This is a genomic window from Arcobacter lacus, from assembly GCF_003063295.1.
Classification (GTDB): Bacteria; Campylobacterota; Campylobacteria; order Campylobacterales; family Arcobacteraceae; genus Aliarcobacter; species Aliarcobacter lacus.
In genome coordinates this window covers 148,366-172,034 of the sequence record NZ_MUXF01000019.1, presented here as the reverse complement: position 1 = coordinate 172,034, position 23,669 = coordinate 148,366, and the positions used below count along the sequence as shown (strand labels likewise).

Genomic DNA, 23,669 nt, shown 5'->3' with positions numbered 1-23,669 from the left:
TATCTCTGACATCAAATTTTGAAATTTTTATTTTATAACAATAATATTATCTTTATTTTCAACTTTAACTGGATGTATTATAGGTAAAACTTTTAAAAAGTTATCAAAATGTTTGACTTCAAAATTCCCACTTATTGGGTATAGTTTTGCTTTTTCTTTTTCAAAAACTATATTTATATCTAAATGTTTTGAGAACTCATTTAATACTTCATTTAAACTTGTTTGTTGAAAACTATATTTTCCATCTTTCCATTGGAGCATTTTCTCGATATTTACGCTATTTTGACTAACTAAATTTGCATTTTTATCAAGTTGTAAAGATTGCCCTTTTGTAACTACTGCTAACTCTTTATCATTTTGCGCTTTTGAAACTTGAACTTTCCCTTCTAAAACATTTACTTGTAATTTATCTTCAAGATTTACAACTTCAAACTTTGTACCTAAAACTTTTACATTTATTCGTTTTGTATTTACTATAAAAGGCTGAGATTCATTTGAAGTTACTTCAAATATTGCTTTTCCATTTGATAGATTTATTACTCTTTTATTTTTATAATATTTAACATTTATAGTTGTATTTGCATCTAAATATATTTTTGAATTATCAGGTAATAAAATATCATTTTGTACTTTGTTTGAAGCTAAATACTCTTTTGAATAAGTTGGAAAATCTACAAAAAGCGAAACAGATACAACACTTAAAATACAGGCAGCAACAAGAGGAATTATTCGTCTTAAAAATCTTCTTTTTCTATTTTCTTTTTCTCTATTTAGTTTTACTTCATTTTTTAGTTCTTCTAAAAAATCTTTTGGTAAGGCTTTTATTTGAGTTATTAATTCTTCATCTCGGATATCTTGATTTGACATTAGATTTCCTCTTTTTTTCTTAGTTTTTCTCTTAATTCTATAGTTGCTCTTGAAATATGTTTTTCTACTGCTAAATATGAGATATTCATTATTTTTGCTATTTCTTCTTTTGTATAGCCTTCTAATATATGTAATACAAAAGCTTCTTTTCTTTTTGGTGGTAGTTTTTTTAGTTCTTTCATCAAAATATCTTGTTGATTTTGTTCTATTGCTAAATCTTCAGGTGCTTTCGATTGTGATATGAAATTTTCTTCTTCATAAGAAATCTCTTTGTAATTTTTGTTTTTTCTTAGTCTATCTATGATGATATTTTTTGCCACTTTGTAAAGTAGGGCTCTTTCATTTTCTATTTCTTGAGTATTTTTTATAGATATAACTTTTTCATAAGTTTCTTGAACTATATCTTGTGCATTATCTTTATTTGGAATTTTATCTTTGATATATAAAAGTAGTTCTTTATAATATTTCAACATAGTTTGTTTAAGTTTTTCACTTTCTTATTTTATATAATTGATAATTATAATCAAAAAATAGTGAGTAAAAACTTAAAACAGGAGTACTTATCAGAAATCTTTTAAGATTTCTGATGTTTTATAGAGTAAACCTCTAGCATTCTCATGATAATTGCTGATAAGTAAGGAATACTTTGAATAAATATAGTTACTGCAAATACATAAATTTCTGTAATTCCAGTTTTATTTGTGAAAATTAGTGCAAAAAATGCAATCAATAATAATACAGCTAAGATTGATTCATATTTTATAGGGTTTGCACTTTTTTTAGCTTTTCCACCTTTTTGAGTTCTTTTAAATGGTAAACCATCTTTTATAAACCCATCAAATACAGCTTTGAAAATAATCAACTGTAAACTCATAGAAGCAATTGAACTTAAAAGTATCTCTTTAAAAGTTGCTTTTACTTTTGTTCTATACAAAATAAATGTATGTAAAATATTTACTAAAAATGCTGTAATAATTGGAATAGTAAGTGGAATTGTAGGAATAGTAACACCTACAAAAATAATAACAGGAACCCAAATGATATTCATAACAGCCATTATTGGACCCATTGCATCACTTAACCAGAAGAACCAACCTGTAACAAATTTATTTTTTTGTCTAGGTGTAAGTCTATTTGCACTTGGTTTAAACTCTCTCCAGTGTTTTTTTAGAATTTGAATAGCACCATAAGCCCATCTGTGTCTTTGAGTTTTAAATGCTTCTAAAGTATCAGGAAGTAAACCATAACCATATCTTCTATTTGTATAGTGAGCTGTATATCCTGCTTCAAATAGTCTTAATCCTAATTCACTATCTTCAACAATTGTATCAGTTCCCCAACCACCAACTTCCATCATAGCACTAAGTCTTACCATAACCATAGTTCCATGAACAACTATTGCATTTTCTTCATTTCTATCAACCATACCAATATCAAAGAATCCTGCATATTCTGCATTCATAGCAGCTTTCATAATAGACTCTTTTCCATCTCTATGATCTTGTGGAGCTTGAACGATAGCAACTTTTGGATCATCAAATAACGGAACTAAATCAACAAGCCAAGGTGATTCAACTTTATAATCTGCATCAATAACAGCTACAATTTCAGCATCTTTGTTTGTTCTTTCTAATGCAGCATTAAGTGCACCAGCTTTAAATCCAGTACAAGTAATATTCATAAATACAAATTTATCACCTAACTCTTCACATAGTTTTTCAATAGGTTTCCAGTAATACTCTTCAGGAGTATTATTTATGATAACTAAAACTTCATAGTTTGGATATTTTAGTTGTGATAAACTTCTTAAAGTTTCTTCTAAAACATGAGGCTCTTCTTTATATGCAGGAACGTGTATTGAAACAAGTGGTGCATTTTGTGATTTTAGATCAAGAGGAACAAGTCTTGAAGGTGGCACTCCTATAGAAGATCTAAATAACTCATTTGCTTTTGCTAAAGTTATAATTACAAGAGGTATCATAAGGAAAGTTCCCATTCCCCACATTACCCACATACCAAAGTTCATATAGTTAATAAATGGATAAATTGCAGCCATAACTATACCAAATGCCATACCTTGTGCAGTTACAGCATAAGCTAGTGCATGACTTATATTTACTCTTTGATTTCTAAGTCCCAATAAAGTTATTATTGCTCCAAGGATTGTTGCTACAATCATTTGATACAACCAATATTGATTTAATTCAATGTCTCCATTTAATTGGAATTTTAACTCTCTATTTGAAGTGAAAATACCCCAATATTGACCAACATTTCCTTCATCATAACCTTTCCATTGTTGGTCAAAAGCTTCGATTATATTATAGTGCCAACCATTTTCATTTGCAAGATTTACAAAACCTCTAATAGCCATAGCTTGGTTTTTCAAACTTGGTACTGCACTTCTATTATTATATCCATGACTTGGCCAACCAGTCTCCCCAATTACTATCTTTTTATCTGGATGAATTTTATGTACTAGAGAGTATTTTTCAATAACAAACTCATTGAATCTATCTATAGGTATTTTTTCCCAATAAGGTAAGATATGTATAGTTAAAAAATCAACATGTTTTGCTAAATCTGGAACTCTTTCCCAAACATCCCAAGTTTCAGCTACTGTTATTGGTTTTTTTGTAAATTGTCTCATAAAATCAACATAAGCAAACAGCTCAACGTCATCTAAATCAGCTCTTAAAAGAACCTCATTTCCTACTATAACGCTATTTATTCTATTTGGATACTTTTCAAGTAATTTAATAGCTCGTTTGATTTCTAAATGGTTTTGCTCGTGATCACCACTTATCCAAAGTCCTAAATCAATAGGCATATTGCTATCAGGAGTTGCTTCTAAAACTGCATTTGCTTCTAATGTAGCATATGTTCTAAGTTTATTTGTGAAGTTTTCCAACATAGTCACATCATCATAAATTTGTTGTTTAGATAACAAATTTTTGTTATACCCTTCATATGGAGAGTAAGAAAGTGATTCTATTTTTTCAAATGAATCTTCTTTTAAAGTAATAAGATTATCTTGTGTTAACCAAAAAAACACTTGAAATAATCCTGCCATGATAAGACCTAAGACAATGTATCTCAACTCATTTTCCTTTTTTTATAAATAATCGCTAATATTAACATTTTTTAGTTACAATAAAACTTATTAAATAGCATAAAAAGGACTGAATTTGAATTTTATTTTTCTGGCATTTTTGACTTCTTTAGTTGCAACATTTGGAAGTTTATTTTTTTCTGAAGTTATGTACTTTATCCCTTGCTCTTTGTGTTGGTACCAAAGAATATTTATGTATCCATTAGTTTTTATATTTTTGATGAATCTTTTATATCCTGATAATAAAGTTTTTAAGTACAGTTTACCATTAGTTATTGTTGGGCTAGCAATATCTATTTATCATAATCTATTGATATTAAAAATAATTCCAGAAACTCTTTCTCCTTGTGTTCAAGGAATTCCTTGCTCTGTTGATTACTTAAATTGGCTTGGTTTTATAACAATTCCTTTGTTATCTTTTCTTAGTTATACTGTTATCCTTATTTCATTAATTTTATTTAAAAGGAAAAGTGTAGATGCAAAATAAAAAGTTAGTTTTAGGTTCTTTGGTTGTTCTTATAGCCATATTTGTTAGTTTGGCTTTTTTTTATAAAAGTGAGAAACAAAGTGAAACGGTATCGTCAGTTTCAAATATAAATGAATTATTAGTAAGAGATTACTCTATGAAACATGGTGAAAATAAAAAAAATATTTATGTAGTAGAATTTCTTGATCCTGAATGTGAATCTTGTGCAATATTTAATCCAGTAGTTAGAAAATTATATAAAGAGTATCACGAAGATATTCAAATAGTTATAAAATATTTAGCAAATCATAAAAATTCAGAATTTGCTATCAAACTTTTAGAAGCTTCAAGAGAGCAAAACAAGTATGATGAAGTTTTAGATGTGATTTTTGAAAAACAACCTTTATGGGCACAACATAACAATGAAAAACCAGAATTATTATGGGAACTTTTAACGATAATTCCAAATCTTGATATTGAAAAATTAAAAAATGATATGAATAATCCAAAATACGATGAGATTATAAATACTGATACTTCAGATGCTAGAAAACTAGGGGTTAGAGGAACGCCAACTATTTTTGTAAATGGGGTTGAATTAAAAACTTTATCTACTAAAGCTTTATTTGATTTAGTAGAAGCAGAAATTTTTAAGTAGAAAGAGAAAAAATGAAAAATATTTTAGTAATTGGTTTTATATTTTTAGGATTATTATTTAGTGGTTGTGGTTCTGAATCAATAGACAAAAGTGCTATTTCAAAAACAAAAAAAGAAGAAACAAATGTAAAGTTTCAATCAGAATCTTTTACTTTAATTTCAACAAATGAAAAATTTATTAGTCTTCAAAGTACTCCAAATGGTTTGGATTTTGATGAATTTAAAGGAAAAAAAGCTGTATTAGTTGATATTTTTGCTACTTGGTGTCCTCCTTGTATTGAATCGATACCTAAATTAAGAGATGTAAAAGAGAAATACAAAGATAACTTTGAAATAGTTTCAGTTTTATTTCAAGATGATAAAACAGCTGAAGAGATGAAAAAATTCATAGAAGAGTATAAAATCAATTATACAATTACTATGGGTGGAGATAATCAAAAATTAGCAGATGAATTTAATGTAAAAAAAATTCCTGAAATGTTTTTATTTTCAAAAGATGGAAAATTTGTAAAAAAATTTATAGGTAAAGTATCTCAAGAAGAGTTAGAAAGATATATAAAAGTAGCTATTGAGAATTAATTCAAAATAGCTTCTAACTCTTCGATTGTTTCTAAAAAATATTTAGCTTTTGAAAAGTCTTGTGTTATTGTAAATTTATTTTTTATGATAGCACAATCTATTTTTGCATTTACTGCTGAAATAAGTCCTCTTTGTGAATCTTCAACTACAATAGTTTCTTCATTCTTTGCACCAAACTTTTCTAATCCTTTTAAATATGGTTCTGGATTTGGTTTAGCTTTTGCATAGTCTTCTACACAAAGAATAAACTCCATAAAGTCACTTATTCCTCTATTTTTATGAATTAACTCAAAATCAACTCTTCTTGAAGTTGTAACTATTGCCATTTTATATTTTTTTGAAAGGTTATTTAGAACTTTTTTTACATTTGGAATAGCAAGGTCTTTTGTTTGTAAAAATTCTTGATAATACTCATCACGAATTTTTCTATGCTTTTCTATAACATCATTTTCAATTTGATTTATTTGAGCTAATTCAAAAGCGCTACCACCTTTTATCATTATGCTTTGGTAAAAGTCAAAATCTAAATCTAACCCAAGTTTTTTTAATGCCTTTTTATTCGCTTCATAATACCAGTTTTCAGTTTCTACTAAAACTCCATCATTATCAAAAAGTATATATTTTTTTTCCATTTTATTCCTAGTAATAATTTAAAATAAAAAAAGGGAAGCTTTTTAAAGCTTCCCTTTGACTTGTATATAGTTAGGAGAAAGTTAATTAAGTCTATTAACTCATAAAGAAATTATAAAAAACATCAGTTAATCTTTATTAAATAAATAATTAATAAAGAGTAAATATAAAATTTTTTTATATCTCCCACTTATTTTTAGGTGCTTTATAGCTCATTATTTGTTCTATTAATTTGTCTGCATCATCCGAAACTATCAGCATTTCAACAAAACTTTCTTTAATAAAACCTTCTTTTACACAATTTTTTAAAAATTCAATTAATTTGTCATAATAGCCATTTATATTATAAAAAGCACATGGTTTTTTATGATAACCTATTTGTGCAGATGTAATAACATCAAATATTTCATCAAAAGTTCCATAACCTCCTGGCATAGCAATAAAAGCATCTGAAAGTTCAGCCATCTTTTCTTTTCTTTGACTTACTGTATCAACTTTATAAATTTTTGAAATATTTTCATTTTCTAGTTCTTTTGAAGCTAAATCATAAGTAATAACACCCGTTACAGTATTTTTTAGCTTTAAAGATTCATTTGACATTATTCCCATAAGTCCTTGTTTTGAACCACCATAAACTATATTTATATTTTTTTGTGCTAATTTTTGTGCCAAAATTTTAGTGGCTTTTTCATAAATTTCATTATTTCCAAATGCAGAACCACAATAAATTGCTATATTCATTATAACTTCTCCTTTTTATTATATGGTTTTAGCATTAAAATCATTTTTGGTAATAGCAATAAATCAGCTAATAAAACACTAATCATAACAATACCTGTTAATAGTCCAAAATATATAGTAGGAACTAAATTTGATAACATCAAAATAGAAAAACCAATAACTATTATGATAGTTGTATAATACATCGCATGACCTATACCTTCGTGTGCTCTTTTTATTGCATTCATATAGTTATGGTCAAATTTATATTCTACTTCAAATCTATGAATAAAGTGAATTGTATCATCAACAGCAATTCCTAAAGCAATGGCTGCAATAGTAATAGTCATAATATCAAGGGGAATTCCAATCCACCCCATAATTCCAAAAACCAAAGAAATAGGAATTATGTTTGAAACTATTGCTATAAAAACAATTTTTGATAATCTAAATATCAAAAAAAACATTATTGATAACACTAAAAGTGATGCACCAGCTGTTGCTATTTGCGAATTAAATAAAGATTGGAGCATATTATTATATAAAACCATCAAGTTTGATAATCTATATGTTGTTTCTTTATTTTTTATAATCTCTCTTAAATCTGTTTCAATTTTTGTTAGAAGTTCATTTCTTCTTAATTTTGGATTTGAATCAACTATTCTCATTGTTATTCTAGCTTCATTTGCTTCAATATTTATAAATGGAGATAAAATTAGCTTTTTATAATCATCTGGTAGCTGAGTATAAAATAAAGCTAAAGTTATACCATCTAAATCTTTTCCATTATTTAAAAGTTGTCCTACTTTTAATAAAGTTGCAAGAGATTGAACTTTTCCAATTTCTGGAATTGTTTCTAAATAGTCATGAACAGCCATGATCGTTTGCATTTTATCTTGAGAAAACCAATATTGTTTGTCATCATCTTTTTGTGCAAATTCATTTTCAAAATCATCGATTTCACTTTGTTGAGTTTGATTATTTACATCTGTTTTTTCATCATCTTTAAATTTTATGATAATATCAAGAGGAGTTGTACCACCTAAATTTTCGTCTATTACTTTCATTCCTTTATAAATCTCTGTTGATTGTTTAAAGTAGTTTATAAAACTATTTTCAACAAAAAGTTTTGAGGTACCAATTACTGAAAAAATAGTAATAAAAATACTAACAATAATGATTGATTTTCCATGATTTTCAACTATATATGAGCATCTATTTATAAAAGAAATTGCACGATCTTTTTTATTGTTAAATTCATATTTTTTACCAATAAGCAATAAAATAATAGGAAAAATAATAAAAGATAATATTAACGAAATGACAATACCTATACTCATCATTAAACCTAAGTTTATAACTGGTTCAATTTTTGATAAAACTAAAGATGAAAAACCAACAACAGTTGTAATAATAGCCAAGAAACAAGGCATTAATTTTGATAAAACTGTATTCATTACAAGTTTGTATTGGTTTGCATTTTTATATCTAAAATATAATTCTCTATATCTTTCTATTAAGTGAATTACAATTGACATTGTAATGATGAGTTGAAGTGCTACAAAGTTTGATGATATAACTGTAACTTCCCAATTAAAAAAACCTAAAACACCACCATTTGAAATTATAGAAATAAAACAGATTAATAAAGGAATAACAACCCATCTAATTCGTTTAAAAATAAACCATAAAATAAATATAAAAATGATAATTAGGCTTGAACCATAAATGATTAAATCTTTTTTTACAAAACCTATAGCATCGCTTGCTATCATATTTACACCACCAAGAAATATTTTTCCTTGATTTTCATATTTTTTTATAATAGCTCGTATTTCTTGAATATTTTGGCTATCGTTATGTCTTATAAAATCCCTATAAGCTTTAAATTCTAAAATAGCATTTTCTAATTCTTGTTTTTCAGGTTTGGAAATAGTGTTATTTTTTTCTTTTGCTAAAAGAGCATTTCTTTTTTCTAAAAGTTCAAAATATCTTTTATCATCTTTTAAATCTAAAATTAAAGCAGTTGTTTTAAAATCGCTACTCACTAAAGCATTTGAATAAATTGGTGAAGTTAAAAATTCATTTTTTACCAAAGATTTATCAAATTCTTTTGTTGAAAGAGAATCAATTCCAGAAACTAAATCTGATATTGGACGAATAGGAGATTGTAAAAGTGGAACAGTCAATATTGAATCAACTTTTTTGATGTTTGAAACATTTTCAAACTCTTTTGAAATCTCTTTTATTGTATTTAAACTCTCATTTGAAAGTAAATCTTTATTTGGTGAAAAAGTTACAATTAAAAAGTTTGAATTTTCATACCTTTTATTTACTTCTCTAAAAAACATTAAATCTTTATCATCATCTAAAAGTAAAGTTTCTGCACTTGCATCTATTTCTACTTTTGTTGCATAATATCCTAAAATAGAAATAAATAAACTTGAAAGTAATAGAACTAAAATAGGATACTTAAAAATAAAAGTATCATAGAATTTTTTAAACATTATTGATTCTTAAATTGTTCAAACATCTCATCAAATGTTTTTTCTTTTAAAATACCAGCAAATTGTTGTCTATAAGTTTGAATAATACTTACTCCAACTAAATCAACATCGTAGATTAACCATTCATTAGAATCTTTTGATTTATTATAAAAGTTATAATTTATTTGATAAGTTCCATCTTTTCCTAAAAGCTCAGTTTCAAGTTGTAATCTTGTATTATTATAAGGTTTTAGACCGATAATTTTTACTTTTTGGTCATTGTAAAGTTCAAGTTTTTCGATATATGATTTTTTTAATTTATTTTCAAAAACTTTTGAAAATTCTTTTTGTTTTTCAGTTGTTATTGAAGCCCAAGCTTCTTTTCCTAAAGCTATTTTTGCCATTAATTCATAATCAAAAACATCATCAACAATTTTTATGATATCATCACCTTTTTGTGTATTTGATTTGTCTTTTTGCTGTAAAATTTCTAAAACATTATCAATCTTTTTTGTCATTTCACTTTGTATTTCATCTTCTTTTAAAGCAAAAGCATTTGATAATATTAATGTAATTAATAATAAAATTTTTGAAAAATTATATTTAATCATCTTTTATTCCTCTATTTGTTTTTGTCTAGATTGAGTATAAATATCTCTTAAAAATGGATATAAATCTAGAGCATCTTTTTTTATCATTTCATATTGGTTTGGATTAAATGAGAACTCATTAACTTTATATAAAGATACAAGACCAAACTCTTCTAAAGTGTTATTTGGAATTTTATATTTAAATGTATGTTCTCCTAATGTACTTGTTGGAGATATAATTTCTCCTGCAATTAATCCAGTTAAATCTCTTAAATTTGATGGTCCTAAAAATGGTAAAACTATATGGAAACCTTCACCCATTCCATAAAAACCTAAAGTTTGCCCAAAATCTTCTTTATGAATTTTCATATTAAGTTCATTTGTTGCCGGATCCATAAAACCACCAAGTCCCCAGATAGTATTCATCAAAAATCTACCTAATTCTTCACTTGCATTTTGAAATTTTAGTTGTAATAAATTATTTGCAAATCTAATTGGAAAAAATAAATTTGTAAAAAAGTTATCTATTCCTATTCTTGCAGTTTCTGGAACTACATATGCATAACCTCTTGCTGTTGGTGCTAAAACATATATATAAAATTTGTCATTAAATGATGTCATAACTCTATTATATCCACTAAGAGGATCAAAAACTTCTTTTGTTTTTGAAGTAAACTCTGAATCAAATTCATCTGAAATATCATTTGTATTAGCCTCATTTGCAAAACTAACAAGTGTAAATAGTAAAATAAAAATAATCTTTTTCAAATTTAAGTCCTTAAAAATAAACGTGTATTATATTCTAATATTGTAGAGAGAAACTTTAAAAGAGTTTTTTATAAACATATTATTACAAAATTGGTATAATTGCCAAAATTTTTAAAAATAGTTTGGAGTAATTTAATGGGTAGAGCCTTTGAATATAGAAAAGCAGCTAAGATGAAAAGATGGGGAAATATGTCAAGAGTTTTCCCAAAACTTGCACGTGCTATTGAAGTAGCAGCAAAAACAGGAGTTCCTGATCCAGAAATGAATTCAGCTTTAAGAACAGCTATATTAAATGCTAAAGCTGAAAATATGCCAAAAGCAAATATTGATGCAGCTATAAAAAGAGCAAGTGGTAAAGATGCAGCAAACTTTAGTGAAGTAAATTTTGAAGGTAAAGGTCCTCACGGAGTTTTAATATTTGTTGAAACTGCAACAGATAATAATACAAGAACAGTTGCAAACATAAAAATGTATTTTAATAAAACAAATGGACAAGTTGTTCCTACTGGTTCTTTAGAATTTTTCTTTGATAGAAAAGCAATTTTTGAATTTAATAAACCAAGCAATTATGAACTTGAAGATTTAGAAATGGAATTAATAGATGCTGGACTTGAAGAACTTGAAGAAGAAGATGGTTTATGTTTAGCTTATGCAAACTATACAGATTTTGGAAATATGAATAGTAAGTTTGAAGAACTTGGTATTGCTTTAACAAAAGCTGAATTAAAAAGAATTCCAAATAATCCTCAAGAGTTTACAGAAGCTCAACAAGAAGATATTGGAAAATTAATCGAAAAGCTTGAAGACGATGATGATGTTCAAGCTGTTTATACAAATATAGCTTAGATAAAGAGTTTCTTTTGAAACTCTTTTAAATTTTAATTACATAATATCCTATAAAATCCACACAAATTTCACCATCTTCTATAATCTGTGAATTTATTTTTATCGAAGCACTATTTTTCAAAAGTAATTTATTTTTTAAATTCTCAATTTCATCTTTTGTTGGTTTATATGTATGACAAATCAACTCTTTTGTTACAGGTTTTCTATATGAGTGTTCATTTTTTATAACTACAATATTTTTACTATCAATATTTAATTCCTGAGAAATCAACCAACAAATACTCCATCCAGAAATAATAGTCAATGTTGCTAAACTTCCACCAAAAGCTGTACCTTTATCATTTATGTTTTTATCTAAAGGTGCAGTTGTTATTAACTCTTTTTCATCATATTTTGTAATTTCTAAATCCATAAATTTTGTTAGGGGAATCTCATTATGTAGTTTGTCTTCTAATATTTTTATCATAATTCTCTTTTTATAATTTTTTAAATTCTAAATATACAAAAACATAGTTAAATAAAAATTAAAAATATGTACAATTTCTGAACTTATTAATTTTGGATTTTAAAATCAGTAAAAAGCTTAGCTAGGGTTGTAACTTTTATTTACACAAATAAAAACTTGTACAATTCTTTACAAAAATTGTACATAATTATTGTTTTCTTTGTGATATAATAAAGCCAACTTTCTAAAAAATATATTAAAGAGGAGATAGTAAATGAGTTTATTAGAGAACTATAAAGCACATTCACAAGAAAGATTAAATGAAGGTGGATTACCAGCTTTACCTTTAACGGCTGCACAAACTGCTGAATTAGTAGAGTTATTAAAAGCAAGTAAAGTTGTAGATGCTGAATACGCTTTAGATTTATTTAAAAATAAAATTAATCCAGGTGTTGATGATGCTGCTTATGTTAAAGCTGCATTTTTAAATGATATTGTTCAAGGTAAAGTTTCTTGTTCTGTTATTTCAAAAGTTGAGGCTATTGAAATTTTAGGAACAATGATGGGTGGATATAATGTACCACCATTAGTTGAAGCTTTAAAAATTGCTGAAGTTGCTGATGCTGCTGCAGAACAATTAAAAAATACAATTTTAGTTTATAATTCATTCAACGATGTAAAAGATTTAATGGATGCTGGAAATGCAAAAGCTAAAGAAGTTATTGAATCTTGGGCAAATGCTGAGTGGTTTACAAATAAACCTGCACTTGAAGAAGCAATCACACTAACTGTATATAAAATTCCTGGTGAAACAAATACAGATGATTTATCTCCTGCAACTGTTGCATTTACAAGAGCAGATATTCCATTACATGCAACTGCAATGTTACAATCAAGAATGGAAAAACCATTAGAAAAAATGGCTGAATTAAAACAAAAAGGTCACCCTTTAGCTTATGTTGGTGATGTTGTTGGAACAGGTTCATCAAGAAAATCAGGTATTAACTCAGTTCAATGGCATATGGGAAGAGATATTCCAGGTGTTCCAAATAAAAGAACAGGTGGAGTTGTAATTGGTTCTATTATTGCTCCAATTTTCTTTAATACTGCAGAAGATTCAGGTTGTTTACCAATTCAAGCTAATGTAGATTCAATTGAAACTGGTGATGTTATTACTTTAAAACCATACGCTGGTGTTATTGAAAAAGATGGAAAAGTTGTTTCTGAATTTAAATTAGCTCCAAATACATTAACAGATGAAATGAGAGCAGGTGGAAGAATTCCATTAATTATTGGAAAAGGTTTAACTGCAAAAGCTAGAGCTGCATTAGGATTAGGTGCTTCAACTATATTTATTGCTCCTGAACAACCAGCTAACAACGGTAAAGGTTATACTCAAGCACAAAAAATGGTTGGAAAAGCTTGTGGTGTTGAGGGTATCAAACCTGGTATGTATGTTGAACCAATCGCAACTACTGTTGGATCACAAGATACAACTGGACCAATGACTAGAGATGAGATTAAAGAACTTGCTGCATTATCTTTTGGTGCTGATATGGTTATGCAATCATTCTGTCATACTGCTGCTTATCCAAAACCAGCAGACATTAAATTAAGACACACTTTACCAGATTTCATCAATTCAAGAGGTGGAGTTACACTTAAGCCAGGTGACGGTGTTATTCACTCGTGGTTAAATAGATTATGTTTACCAGATACAGTAGGAACTGGTGGAGATTCTCATACAAGATTCCCAATTGGTATCTCATTCCCAGCTGGATCAGGATTAATCGCATTCGCAGGAGTTACAGGAATGATGCCTTTAACTATGCCAGAATCTGTATTAGTTAAATTCTCTGGAAAAATGCAACCAGGTATTACTTTAAGAGATTTAGTAAATGCAATTCCATATTATGCAATTAAACAAGGATTATTAACAGTTCCTAAAAAAAATAAAAAGAATATTTTTGCTGGAACAATTGTTGAAATTCAAGGTTTACCAGACTTAAAAGTTGAGCAAGCATTCGAATTATCAGATGCATCTGCTGAAAGATCAGCTGCAGCTTGTTCTGTTCAATTAAATAAAGAACCAATTATTGAATATTTATCTTCAAACATTGCTTTAATTGAAAAAATGATTGAAGAAGGTTATGAAGATGCAAAAACTCTTCAAAGAAGAGCTGATAAAATGAAAGAGTGGATTAAAAATCCTCAATTATTAGAGCCAGATGCAGATGCTGAGTATTTAGCTACAATCGAAATCAATTTAGATGATATTAAAGAACCAATCTTAGCTTGTCCAAATGATCCAGATGATGTTGCTACTTTATCAGAAATTTTAGCTGATGATTCAAGACCAAAAAATATTGATGAAGTATTCGTAGGTTCTTGTATGACTAATATCGGATTATTTAGAGCTTTAGGAGAAGTATTAAAAGGAGAAGGTGTTGCTAAAGCAAAACTATGGGTTGCCCCTCCTACAAAAATGGATGAAGCTCAATTAACTGAAGAAGGATATTATGCTACATTTGCAGCAGCAGGTGCTAGAATAGAGATTCCAGGTTGTTCATTATGTATGGGTAACCAAGCACAAGTTGGACAAGGTTCAACAGTGTTCTCTACATCAACAAGAAACTTCGATAACAGACTTGGAAAAGATTCTAAAGTTTATTTAGGTTCTGCAGAAGTTGCTGCAGTTGCTGCACTTTTAGGAAAATTACCAACTGTTGAAGAGTATTTAAGTATTGTTGGACAAAAAATCAATGATAAAAATAGAGATGGAGTTTATAAATACTTAAACTTCAACCAAGTTTCTTCTGAATATTTAACTACATTAGTTTCTTCAAGATAATAAAAAAGCTTAAGGATTTTCCTTAGGCTTTTATTTTTAAATTTTGGCTTCTTTCAAAGTAAACTTATTTTTTATACCTTTCATCCTTATTAAAAATTTGTATATTTATAAAAATTGTTGAAAAACTTTCGATTTCCTTTCTTTGTTTTGATTTAATTTCTTATGAAAAAATTTAAGGAAAAGAAATGAAAAAAAGTAAAATATCTCTCTATGCAAGTGCTTTACTTGTATCTACAAATATAATGGCAGCAACATTGAGTGTCAACTCAGGTGCAGTTTTACCTTATGACTATGATTCAGATAACGATGGATTAGAAATTGTATCAGGTGCAATACTTAACTATACAGCAACTGCAAATACAGCTGCTGGTATTTTTATTGATACAACTAATGGAAATCTAAATGACAATATTGGAATTTGGAATGGTGATATTATCAACAGAGGAACAATCAATGTTACGGATGGAGGAAATAACTACCAAACAAGAGTATTTTCTATTGATGCAATGGCTTCAGGTAGATGGTTGACAAACTATGGAACTATTACAGTTGATTCAATTCGTGATTCTTATGCTATTAATGGAATTGTGAGTGGTTATATCAATAATGAAGGGACAATAACTGCAACCTTAAATGGAGCATTAGATGAATATGGTTATGCATTACTTCTAAATGGTGTAGGACAAGTATTTAATAGTGGAACGATTAATGGTGCAATAGATGTAAATTTAAATAACTTTGAAAATAGAGGAAAAATCAATTTACCAACTTATTCAAGTGGAGCAAGTTCAAATATCAAAAATTTCTACCAATTTGAGGGAACTTTACAAATAAATGTTGATAGCGATAGTGCTGGAAATGCTACAAAATATTCAAGATTAACAGGGGATAATTTACAAATAAGTGGTGGAGAAATATATGTAAATGTCTTGAATCAAAATCTATTGGCAAATCAAACTTTAACGGGAGTTATTTCGGCTTCAAGTACATTGCTAGTATCAAACAACGTGGAAATAAATGATAATTCTGCACTATTAGATTTTAGAGCTTCTCAAAGTGGACAAACATTGGATTTACAAGTAGTAAGTGCAAGTACTATTCAAAACTCTGTAATTGCTGGTGGTGGAAATGGCCCTGCACGAGATGCAGGAAGAGCACTAACAACTATTCAAACTAGTGGAAATACTCAAATGAATTCAGTATTTACATCTTTAAATAACTTATCTTCAAATCAAGCAGTTGCAAATGCAGTTGAAACTACAACACCTCAAATTTCAAATGCAGCAAGTGAAGCTACATCACAAATTTCTAGAAATATTTCAAATATTGTAAATCAAAGACAAAATGTATATTTAGGAAATGGATTAAATTCTGGTGATATGGTTTTTGCAGAAAAAAGTTTATGGGTTAAACCTTTTGGTTCTATGGGTTCTCAACAAGATAAAGATGGATTAAGCGGATTTGATACAAAAACTTATGGATTAGGTTTAGGGATTGAAGGTGAATATGCTGATAATCAAAAATTAGGATTTGCACTATTTTATGCAAATGCAAATGTAGATATGAACAATATTTCTCAAGATGCAGATTTAGATGTATTTAGTGCATCAGTTTATGGAAATGTACCTGTGATTGATGATAAAACACAATTATTATATCAATTAGGTTATTCATTACAAAAAACAGATTCAACAAGAGATATTTCTTTTACTAATCAAACTGCAACAGCTGATTATACTTCAAAAAGTGCAACAGTTGATTTAAGATTAGTAAGAGATTATGAATTAAATGAAAAAGTTTTATTACAACCTATGGTTTCTACAACTTACAGATATTTTAATAGCCCTTCTTATTCTGAAAGTGGAGCAGATTCTTTAAATCTAAATGTTGACAAATTTTCAACTGATGAATTCTTAGTTGGATTAGGAAGTGCTGCACAATATAAAATAGATGATAGTTCAAAATTAATTGGTAATGTAAATTTATATTATGATTTAATTGATGATAATAAAACAGTAACTTCAGCTTATTCTGGTGCATCTGGTGTATCTTTTGATACTAATGGAATTGATAATGGTAGATTATCTCATGAAATTGGTTTAGGTTATGAAAGAAAAATTACTGCATTTAGTAATATCAATTTCTCATATAACTATCAAGGAAAAGGTAGTGATTATAGTGACCATTTAATCTCTGCAAAATATGTATTGAAATTCTAAAATTAGATAGTTCAAAAAAGTAAAAAGTAGTTAAAAATAATAAAGTAAAATATTTTTAACTCTTTTTATTATAAAATATAATAAAATTTATTATGATTTATAATAAAAAGATTAGGAGATTTTTTTTATGAATGATATAAGTGATCTAAAACTGTTGTATGTTGAAGATGAATTAAATACATTGTTGTTATATGAAAAATATTTTAAGTCTAAGTTTGAAGTTGTTTATACTGCAAGAGATGGAATAAAAGCTTTAGAAACATATACAAAATACAAACCAGATTTATTGATATTAGATATTAATATACCTTTATTAAATGGTTTAGAACTCACTAAAAAAATACGTAAATTTGATAATAATACTAAAATTATTCTTCTTACAGCAAGGGATGATAAAGAGACTTTAATTGAAGCTATTGGATTGGATGTTTTTATGTATTTAGAAAAACCTTTGACAAGAAATAGTCTGAAAAGTATGTTTCATAAGATAGAAACATTTTATGAAAATGAGTTATATAAAACGATTATTTTTTATAAAGATGAATTAAATGAATTTACTTGGAATATTACTAAAAAAATTTTATTACAAAATAAAGAGATTATAAAATTGACAAAAAAAGAGGCTTTGCTTTTGGAGTTATTTATAAACAAACCAAATGAAATTATACCTTTTGAAATGATTTATGATAGAATTTGGACTGAAGATAGTTATAAAAATTTTAGTATACCTTCAATAAAAACTTTAGTGAAAAATCTTCGTTCAAAATTACCCGCAAGTACAATAAAAAGTTCTTATGGTGAAGGATTTATGTTTAACTTAAAATGAAAAATTTAAAAATAATAATTATATTTTTATTAATACTTTTTCAAGTTCATGCAAGTGATTCTTTGGAAAAAGTTAAATTACAACTTCAATGGAAACATCAATTTGAATTTGCAGGCTTTTATGCAGCAAAAGAAAAAGGCTTTTATAAAGATGTAGGATTAGATGTGGAATTTATTGAGTTTGATAATGATATAAATATTATTAAAAAAGTACTTGCTAATGAAAATATGTATGGATTGACATATTCAAATTTAATTAGTGAACATCTTAATAATAAATCATCTGTTTTTATCGCCAATTTTTTTAAACAATCTCCACTAGCTTTAGTCACACAAAAAGAGATCTTTTCACCAAATGATTTGAAAGGTAAGAAGATTATGGGTGTATCTGATCAAATTAATAGTTCAATGTTTTTAATTATTTTTAAAAGATTTGATATCCAATCAAATGATTTTATTTCTGTAAAGCCAACTTTTAATATTGAAGACTTTATTAATAAAAAAGTTGATGCAATGACTGTTTTTACAACAAATGAGACTTTTCTTCTTGACAAAATTAAGTATCCTTATAATTTAATAAATCCGACTGTTTTTGGTGCTGAATATTATGATTTAAATCTTTTTACATCAAAAAAGGAGTTAAATGATCATCCTTATAGAATTGAACGATTTAAACAGGCAAGTATTAAAGGTTGGGAATATGCATTATCACATAAAGAAGAAATTATAGATTTAATTTTGTCAAAATATAATTCTCAACACAAAAGTAAAGAATCTTTAATATATGAATCCACAAAAATTGAAAAATTGATGATGCCCAAATTATATCCTATAGGTTCAATTGATAAAAATAGAGTTAAGTTAATTATTGATGATTTTAAAAATTTAGATTTAGTAGACAAACAAAGTAATATAGATTTAGATGAATTTATCTATGAGCATTCTAAACTTTTTTTTTCAAAAGAGGAGTTTAACTATTTAAATGATAAAAAATATTTAAAAGTGTGTATTCATCCAAAATGGTATCCTTTTGAAGGTTTGGATTATAATCAAGAACATATTGGAGTTAGTAAAGAGTATATGGATATTCTTTCAAAGTCAATTCGTAAGAAGTTTATTATAGTACCTACAAGTAGTTGGCAAGAATCATTAGAGTTTATAGATGATAAACAGTGTGATATTCTTTCTACAGCAACACCAAATTTTATGGAGCAAAAAAATTTATTTTACAGTAATTCATACTTTTCTACAGATTTAGTAATGATTGGACGAAAAGACATGGAACATTCTAATTTAGAGAATTTTGGAAATAAAATAGTTGGAATTTGTAAAAATCTAAAACTCAGTAATGAAATTAAAGCAAAATATTCAAATATAAAATTTGTAGATATACAAAATTATGTTAAAGGATTTGAATTGCTAGAACAAAAGAAAATTGATGGATATATCAATGCTTTGCCAGTTATGAGTGATTATTTACAAAATAACTATGCAGGAGAGTTGAAAATCATTACACGATTGGATGAAAAATTGGATTTTTCATTTGCAGTTCGTGAAGATGAAAAAATTTTAGTTGATATATTTAATAAATCACTGAGTCTTATTTCTTCTGAAGAGCACAAACGAATAAAGAATAAATATCTTCTTCCTATTATTGAAAAAGAAAAAGACTTGCTTTGGATAAAAATCTTTTTTGCAATTGTTTTAATTATTATTTTGTATTTATTGTTTAAACAGTACATTTCATATAAAGTTACAAAAATGTTAAAGAATGAAATAGAATTAGAAATAAAAAAATCTAAGCAGAAAGATAACATGATATTTCATCAAAATAAATTAATTGCAATGGGAGAAATGATTGAAAATATTGCACATCAATGGAAACAACCTTTAAATGAATTAAACTGTAATGTTTTTTTAATAGAAGAAGAACTCAGTTCTTTGAAAGTAAAAAACAATGAAATAAACACTTATTTAGATAATATTGAAAGTTTAACTATCCATATGGCAAGAACAATCAATGATTTTAGAAAATTTTATTCTAATGAAAAAACAATTCAAGAGTTTAATATTAATTTGATTATTGATGAGATATTAAAGATTATTCAACAATCATTAAATCAAGATAATATTTGTATTGTGAAAAATGTTAATAATATTTATATTGAAAATTATGTTAATGAGTTTAAACAGGTTATGTTATCTATCTTAAATAATTCAAAAGATGCATTTAGAAATAATGATACTTTAAATAAGAACATTATTATAAATGTTAATGAAGAAAAAAATAAAGTTATCATTAAAATTGAAGACAATGCAGGTGGAATTAAAGAAGAAATTATAGGTAAGATTTTTAATCAATATTTTAGTACAAAAAAAAATTCAAATGGAACGGGATTGGGACTTTATATTTCAAAAATGATTATTGAAGATAGTATGAAAGGAAGTATTAGTGTTGAAAGTCAAAATGGAAGAACAACATTTGTTATAGTTTTACAAAAATACTTAGATAAACAAAAATAGAATAAAATTTATATAAATTCATATTTTATTAATCATAAATGTATTAATATGTAGAAAAATTTTTCCAAAGGATAACACATTTCTAATACTAAAGAAAACAAAAAAAATTCTATCATTGAAAATGCATTAAAACTTTTTTCTCAAAAAGGTTTTTATAATACAACAATTCCTGATATTGCAAAAGCTATGCAAATGAGTGTTGGAAATATGTATAATTATTTCACTTCTAAAGAAGAACTTGCAAAATTTGCAATAAAATATTCAACAAATATTTTAGCTGATGAATTAAGAAAGATTAATAATTTAGAGATTTCTTCAAAAGAAAAGATTTATCTATTTGTTCAAAAATATTTAGAAAATGTTCAAAAATCACCAGAAGTAATTGAGTATTTTTTAAGGGTTTATTTATCAAATAGAGAAGTATTTAAACAAGGTTGTGAAGGATTTTTATGTGTTGGAGAATTTGTAACTGAAGTTATGATTTTACTTGATGATGGTGCGCAAAAAAAAGAGTTTAGAGAACAAGAATTTTTCCCAGCTTTTGCTATGATTATGGGATGTTTGGGCGGTTTTGCTTTTTTAAGTGGTGAAAATGTTCTTGATAAAGATATATTGAGTTATTCAGATGCTGTTGCTGATAATATCTATCGAGCACTGAAATATGAAGAGTGAAAAAAATCCAACTATTGTTTGGTTTCAAGCCATTACTTGTAATGGTAATACACACTCTTTTTTAAGCTCAAATACGGCTAAATTTGAACTTTTTTTAAATAGTTTTAATCTTATTTACCACCCAAGTCTTACAATTGATAAATCTTTAAACGATATTTTAACTGAATCAAAAGAGATAGATTTTTTGCTTGTTGAAGGCTCTATTTCTTCTAATGATTTTATTTTTTCAATATCAGATAATTCTACTAAAAATATTTTAAAAGAACTTGCTTCTAAAGCAAAATATATTGTTTGTGTTGGTTCTTGTGCTTCTTTTGGTGGAATACATGCAAAATTTACTCAAAATGAAGATATTTGTTCTGTTCAAGCAGCTCTTGATATTAAAAAATTATCAAATATGAAACATCAAATAATAAATCTTTCTGGTTGTCCAGTTCATCCTGAATGGATATTTCAAACACTTAATACTTTAAAAATTTATAACAAAATAGCCTTAGATGAACTTGGAAGACCAAAAGAGTTATATAGCACTTTAGCTCATCATGGTTGTACAAGAAATGAGTATTTTGAATGGAAAGTTGAAGGTGAATTTGGAGAAAAAGAGGGCTGTTTATTCTATAATCAAGGGTGTCGTGCTCCTATGACTCACAGTTCTTGTAATAAAATTTTATGGAATGAAGTTAGTTCTAAAACAAGAGCAGGTGTTCCTTGTGTTGGGTGTACTGAAAATGATTTTCCAAGAGCAGATATGTTAGAAACTAAAAAAAACATAGGAATTCCTCAAGATATACCTATTGGTATTTCAAAAAGAGCATATCTAAGTATTAGTGGAGTTGCAAAAACTTTTAAAATAGATAGACTTCATAAAAAGTTAATGGAATAAACATGAAAACAGTAAACTTAGTTGAAAGAATTGAAGGTGAAGCAAAACTTAATTGTTCTTGGAAAAATGGAATAATTATAGATTCAAGAATTGATTTTTTAAATTTTAGAGGATTTGAATATATTTTAGAAGATAAATCACCTTTAGATGCTTTAGTTTACACACCTAGAATTTGTGGTATTTGTGGACAAGCTCACTTAAATGCTGCTGTTGAAGTTTTAGAAAAAGCTTATGAAAATATAGATGAAAAGTTGGAAATAACTCCTAAAGCAAAACTTTTAAGACAAATAGGTTTAAATATTGAAATAATTGATTCTCATATAAAATGGTTTTATATGTTTATTTTACCAGATGTTATTAAATTAAGTACAAATGATTTGAATGTGTATGAACCTTTAAAAGGAAAAAAATGGCTGGAAGCTTGTAAAGTTGCAAGTGAAACTATTAAAGCTTTAGCAATTATTGCTGGACAATGGCCTCACAGTTCATATATGCTTCCTGGTGGTGTAATGAGTGATCCAACTAAAATGGATTTAGTAAATATGCAAAATTACCTTCAAATTGCAATAAATTTTTTTGAAGATAATATTGTTAGTATCCCTTTGGATGATTATCTTTCATTTGGAAGTTTTGATAATTTTGAAAAAATAGGTGGAGACTTAAAACTTTTTAAAGATTTATCATTTAAGTACAATTTACAAAATTTTGGTAAATCTTATAACAAATTTATATCATTGGGAAATACCAATATATTTAAAAAAGGAAAATTTAGGTCAAAATTAGTAAATAAAATTGATTTATCAAAAGTTTTGGAAAATAATGATTTTACTTTTAGTTTAAGTGGAGATAATACTCAAAAACATACTTGGAGTAAAAGTGTTACTTATAATGATTCTTTTTTTGAAACAGGACCACTTGCAAGAGCTATAATATCAAATAGAAAATTTATGAAAGATATTCATAAAAACTTTGATGATAGTGTATTTACTAGAGTTGTAGCAAGGATTGATGAATTAGCTTTTTTACTTGAAGATACAAAAAATCTTATATCAAGAGTTAATATAAAAGAGGCTTCTTTTATAAAACCTAAAATTTCTTTAAATAAGGTAGATAAAGCAGAAGCAACTGCTGTTGTTGAGGCTACAAGAGGCTCTTTATACCATAAAATTGATATTGAAAAAGGAAAAATAAAATTTTATGATGTTATTACTCCAACTGTTTGGAATTTGGGTCCTCAAAATAAGAAAGAAAAAGGAATTGCACAAAATGCAATTATTGGAACATCATCAATAGATATTGCAAAAATAATTCTTAGAAGTTTTGATGTGTGTTCTGTGTGTACAACTCACTAAAATACAAAAAAAAGTGTATATTTGTAACAAAGTTAAAAAAAACTTAATTCACTTGACTCTTATATAAAAATAGAACAAGACACTCTTTTAAATCCTAAAAAATCATAGATATAAACTTATGAAAAAATTAATGCTACTTTTCTGCTACTTTTTATGAAAAATAATTAAGTTAACCTTA

20 protein-coding genes are annotated in these 23,669 nt (G+C 26.7%); 11 read left to right on the top strand and 9 right to left on the bottom strand.

The features are described from left to right. Window positions 1–27: 27 nt before the first annotated feature. The 3 genes from B0175_RS09595 to B0175_RS09585 form a co-directional block, all read right to left on the bottom strand. A complete protein-coding gene (locus tag B0175_RS09595; protein WP_108528356.1) occupies window positions 28–867 on the bottom strand; it encodes a FecR family protein in 840 nt (279 codons plus the stop codon). Continuing rightward, complete coding sequence (locus B0175_RS09590) at window positions 867–1,340, bottom strand: RNA polymerase sigma factor (RefSeq protein WP_108528355.1); 474 nt, start codon at window positions 1,338–1,340, stop codon at window positions 867–869. Before B0175_RS09590 ends, B0175_RS09595 begins: the two co-directional genes overlap by 1 nt. A gap of 101 nt (window positions 1,341–1,441) precedes the next feature. After that, entirely contained in the window at window positions 1,442–3,940 is a 2,499-nt protein-coding gene (locus B0175_RS09585) for a glycosyltransferase family 2 protein (protein WP_390824736.1), read from the bottom strand. 115 nt (window positions 3,941–4,055) lie between these two features. Here B0175_RS09585 and B0175_RS09580 point away from each other — a divergent pair, with 115 nt between their 5' ends. The 3 genes from B0175_RS09580 to B0175_RS09570 are packed head-to-tail and all read left to right on the top strand — an operon-like array spanning window position 4,056 to window position 5,681. Further along, a complete protein-coding gene (locus B0175_RS09580) occupies window positions 4,056–4,466 on the top strand; it encodes a disulfide oxidoreductase (RefSeq protein ID WP_108528353.1) in 411 nt (136 codons plus the stop codon). Beyond that, window positions 4,456–5,103 (top strand): DsbA family protein, encoded by a 648-nt coding sequence (locus B0175_RS09575; protein ID WP_108528352.1) that lies wholly within the window; start codon window positions 4,456–4,458, stop codon window positions 5,101–5,103. Before B0175_RS09580 ends, B0175_RS09575 begins: the two co-directional genes overlap by 11 nt. A gap of 11 nt (window positions 5,104–5,114) precedes the next feature. Next, complete coding sequence (locus tag B0175_RS09570; protein WP_108528351.1) at window positions 5,115–5,681, top strand: TlpA family protein disulfide reductase; 567 nt, start codon at window positions 5,115–5,117, stop codon at window positions 5,679–5,681. Here the strand turns inward: B0175_RS09570 and B0175_RS09565 are convergent. The 5 genes from B0175_RS09565 to B0175_RS09545 all read right to left on the bottom strand — a co-directional run bounded on the left by B0175_RS09565 (window position 5,678) and on the right by B0175_RS09545 (window position 10,875). Then, the gene (locus tag B0175_RS09565; RefSeq protein ID WP_108528350.1) at window positions 5,678–6,313 is read right to left on the bottom strand and encodes an HAD family hydrolase; all 636 of its coding nucleotides are present in this window, start codon (window positions 6,311–6,313) and stop codon (window positions 5,678–5,680) included. The genes B0175_RS09570 and B0175_RS09565 overlap by 4 nt on opposite strands. A 175-nt stretch (window positions 6,314–6,488) precedes the next feature. Continuing rightward, window positions 6,489–7,052 carry an LOG family protein gene (locus tag B0175_RS09560; protein ID WP_108528349.1) on the bottom strand — a complete coding sequence of 188 codons (564 nt, stop codon included), beginning with the start codon at window positions 7,050–7,052 and terminating at the stop codon, window positions 6,489–6,491. Then, a complete protein-coding gene (locus B0175_RS09555) occupies window positions 7,052–9,538 on the bottom strand; it encodes an efflux RND transporter permease subunit (protein ID WP_108528348.1) in 2,487 nt (828 codons plus the stop codon). Before B0175_RS09555 ends, B0175_RS09560 begins: the two co-directional genes overlap by 1 nt. Continuing rightward, entirely contained in the window at window positions 9,538–10,128 is a 591-nt protein-coding gene (locus B0175_RS09550; protein ID WP_108528347.1) for a Tgt2/MlaC family protein, read from the bottom strand. The genes B0175_RS09555 and B0175_RS09550 overlap by 1 nt, the downstream gene beginning before the upstream one ends. 3 nt (window positions 10,129–10,131) lie before the next feature. Next, on the bottom strand, window positions 10,132–10,875 hold the full coding sequence (locus B0175_RS09545; protein WP_108528346.1) for an MlaA family lipoprotein: 744 nt from the start codon (window positions 10,873–10,875) through the stop codon (window positions 10,132–10,134). A 135-nt stretch (window positions 10,876–11,010) separates the two neighbouring features. Here B0175_RS09545 and B0175_RS09540 point away from each other — a divergent pair, with 135 nt between their 5' ends. Continuing rightward, window positions 11,011–11,721 (top strand): YebC/PmpR family DNA-binding transcriptional regulator, encoded by a 711-nt coding sequence (locus tag B0175_RS09540; RefSeq protein ID WP_108528345.1) that lies wholly within the window; start codon window positions 11,011–11,013, stop codon window positions 11,719–11,721. Window positions 11,722–11,746: 25 nt separating this feature from the next. On the opposite strand, the gene B0175_RS09535 is transcribed toward B0175_RS09540, so the two are convergent. Beyond that, the gene (locus B0175_RS09535) at window positions 11,747–12,187 is read right to left on the bottom strand and encodes a YiiD C-terminal domain-containing protein (protein WP_108528344.1); all 441 of its coding nucleotides are present in this window, start codon (window positions 12,185–12,187) and stop codon (window positions 11,747–11,749) included. Window positions 12,188–12,440: 253 nt separating this feature from the next. Between B0175_RS09535 and B0175_RS09530 the strand changes: the two genes are divergently transcribed. The 7 genes from B0175_RS09530 (at window position 12,441) to B0175_RS09500 (ending at window position 23,491) form a co-directional block, all read left to right on the top strand. Beyond that, entirely contained in the window at window positions 12,441–15,017 is a 2,577-nt protein-coding gene (locus B0175_RS09530; RefSeq protein ID WP_108528343.1) for a bifunctional aconitate hydratase 2/2-methylisocitrate dehydratase, read from the top strand. A 185-nt stretch (window positions 15,018–15,202) separates the two neighbouring features. After that, window positions 15,203–17,236 (top strand): autotransporter family protein, encoded by a 2,034-nt coding sequence (locus B0175_RS09525; RefSeq protein ID WP_108528342.1) that lies wholly within the window; start codon window positions 15,203–15,205, stop codon window positions 17,234–17,236. Window positions 17,237–17,363: 127 nt separating this feature from the next. Beyond that, entirely contained in the window at window positions 17,364–18,062 is a 699-nt protein-coding gene (locus B0175_RS09520; protein ID WP_108528341.1) for a response regulator transcription factor, read from the top strand. Beyond that, window positions 18,059–20,584: an ABC transporter substrate-binding protein gene (locus tag B0175_RS09515; protein ID WP_108528340.1), complete on the top strand. Its 2,526-nt coding sequence runs from the start codon at window positions 18,059–18,061 to the stop codon at window positions 20,582–20,584. The genes B0175_RS09520 and B0175_RS09515 overlap by 4 nt, the downstream gene beginning before the upstream one ends. Window positions 20,585–20,662: 78 nt before the next feature. Continuing rightward, window positions 20,663–21,256, top strand: coding sequence for a TetR/AcrR family transcriptional regulator (locus B0175_RS09510; RefSeq protein WP_108528339.1), 594 nt, complete (start codon window positions 20,663–20,665; stop codon window positions 21,254–21,256). After that, a complete protein-coding gene (locus tag B0175_RS09505; RefSeq protein WP_108528338.1) occupies window positions 21,246–22,139 on the top strand; it encodes an NADH-quinone oxidoreductase subunit B family protein in 894 nt (297 codons plus the stop codon). The genes B0175_RS09510 and B0175_RS09505 overlap by 11 nt, the downstream gene beginning before the upstream one ends. A gap of 2 nt (window positions 22,140–22,141) precedes the next feature. Beyond that, window positions 22,142–23,491 (top strand): nickel-dependent hydrogenase large subunit, encoded by a 1,350-nt coding sequence (locus B0175_RS09500; RefSeq protein ID WP_108528337.1) that lies wholly within the window; start codon window positions 22,142–22,144, stop codon window positions 23,489–23,491. Window positions 23,492–23,669 lie beyond the last annotated feature (178 nt).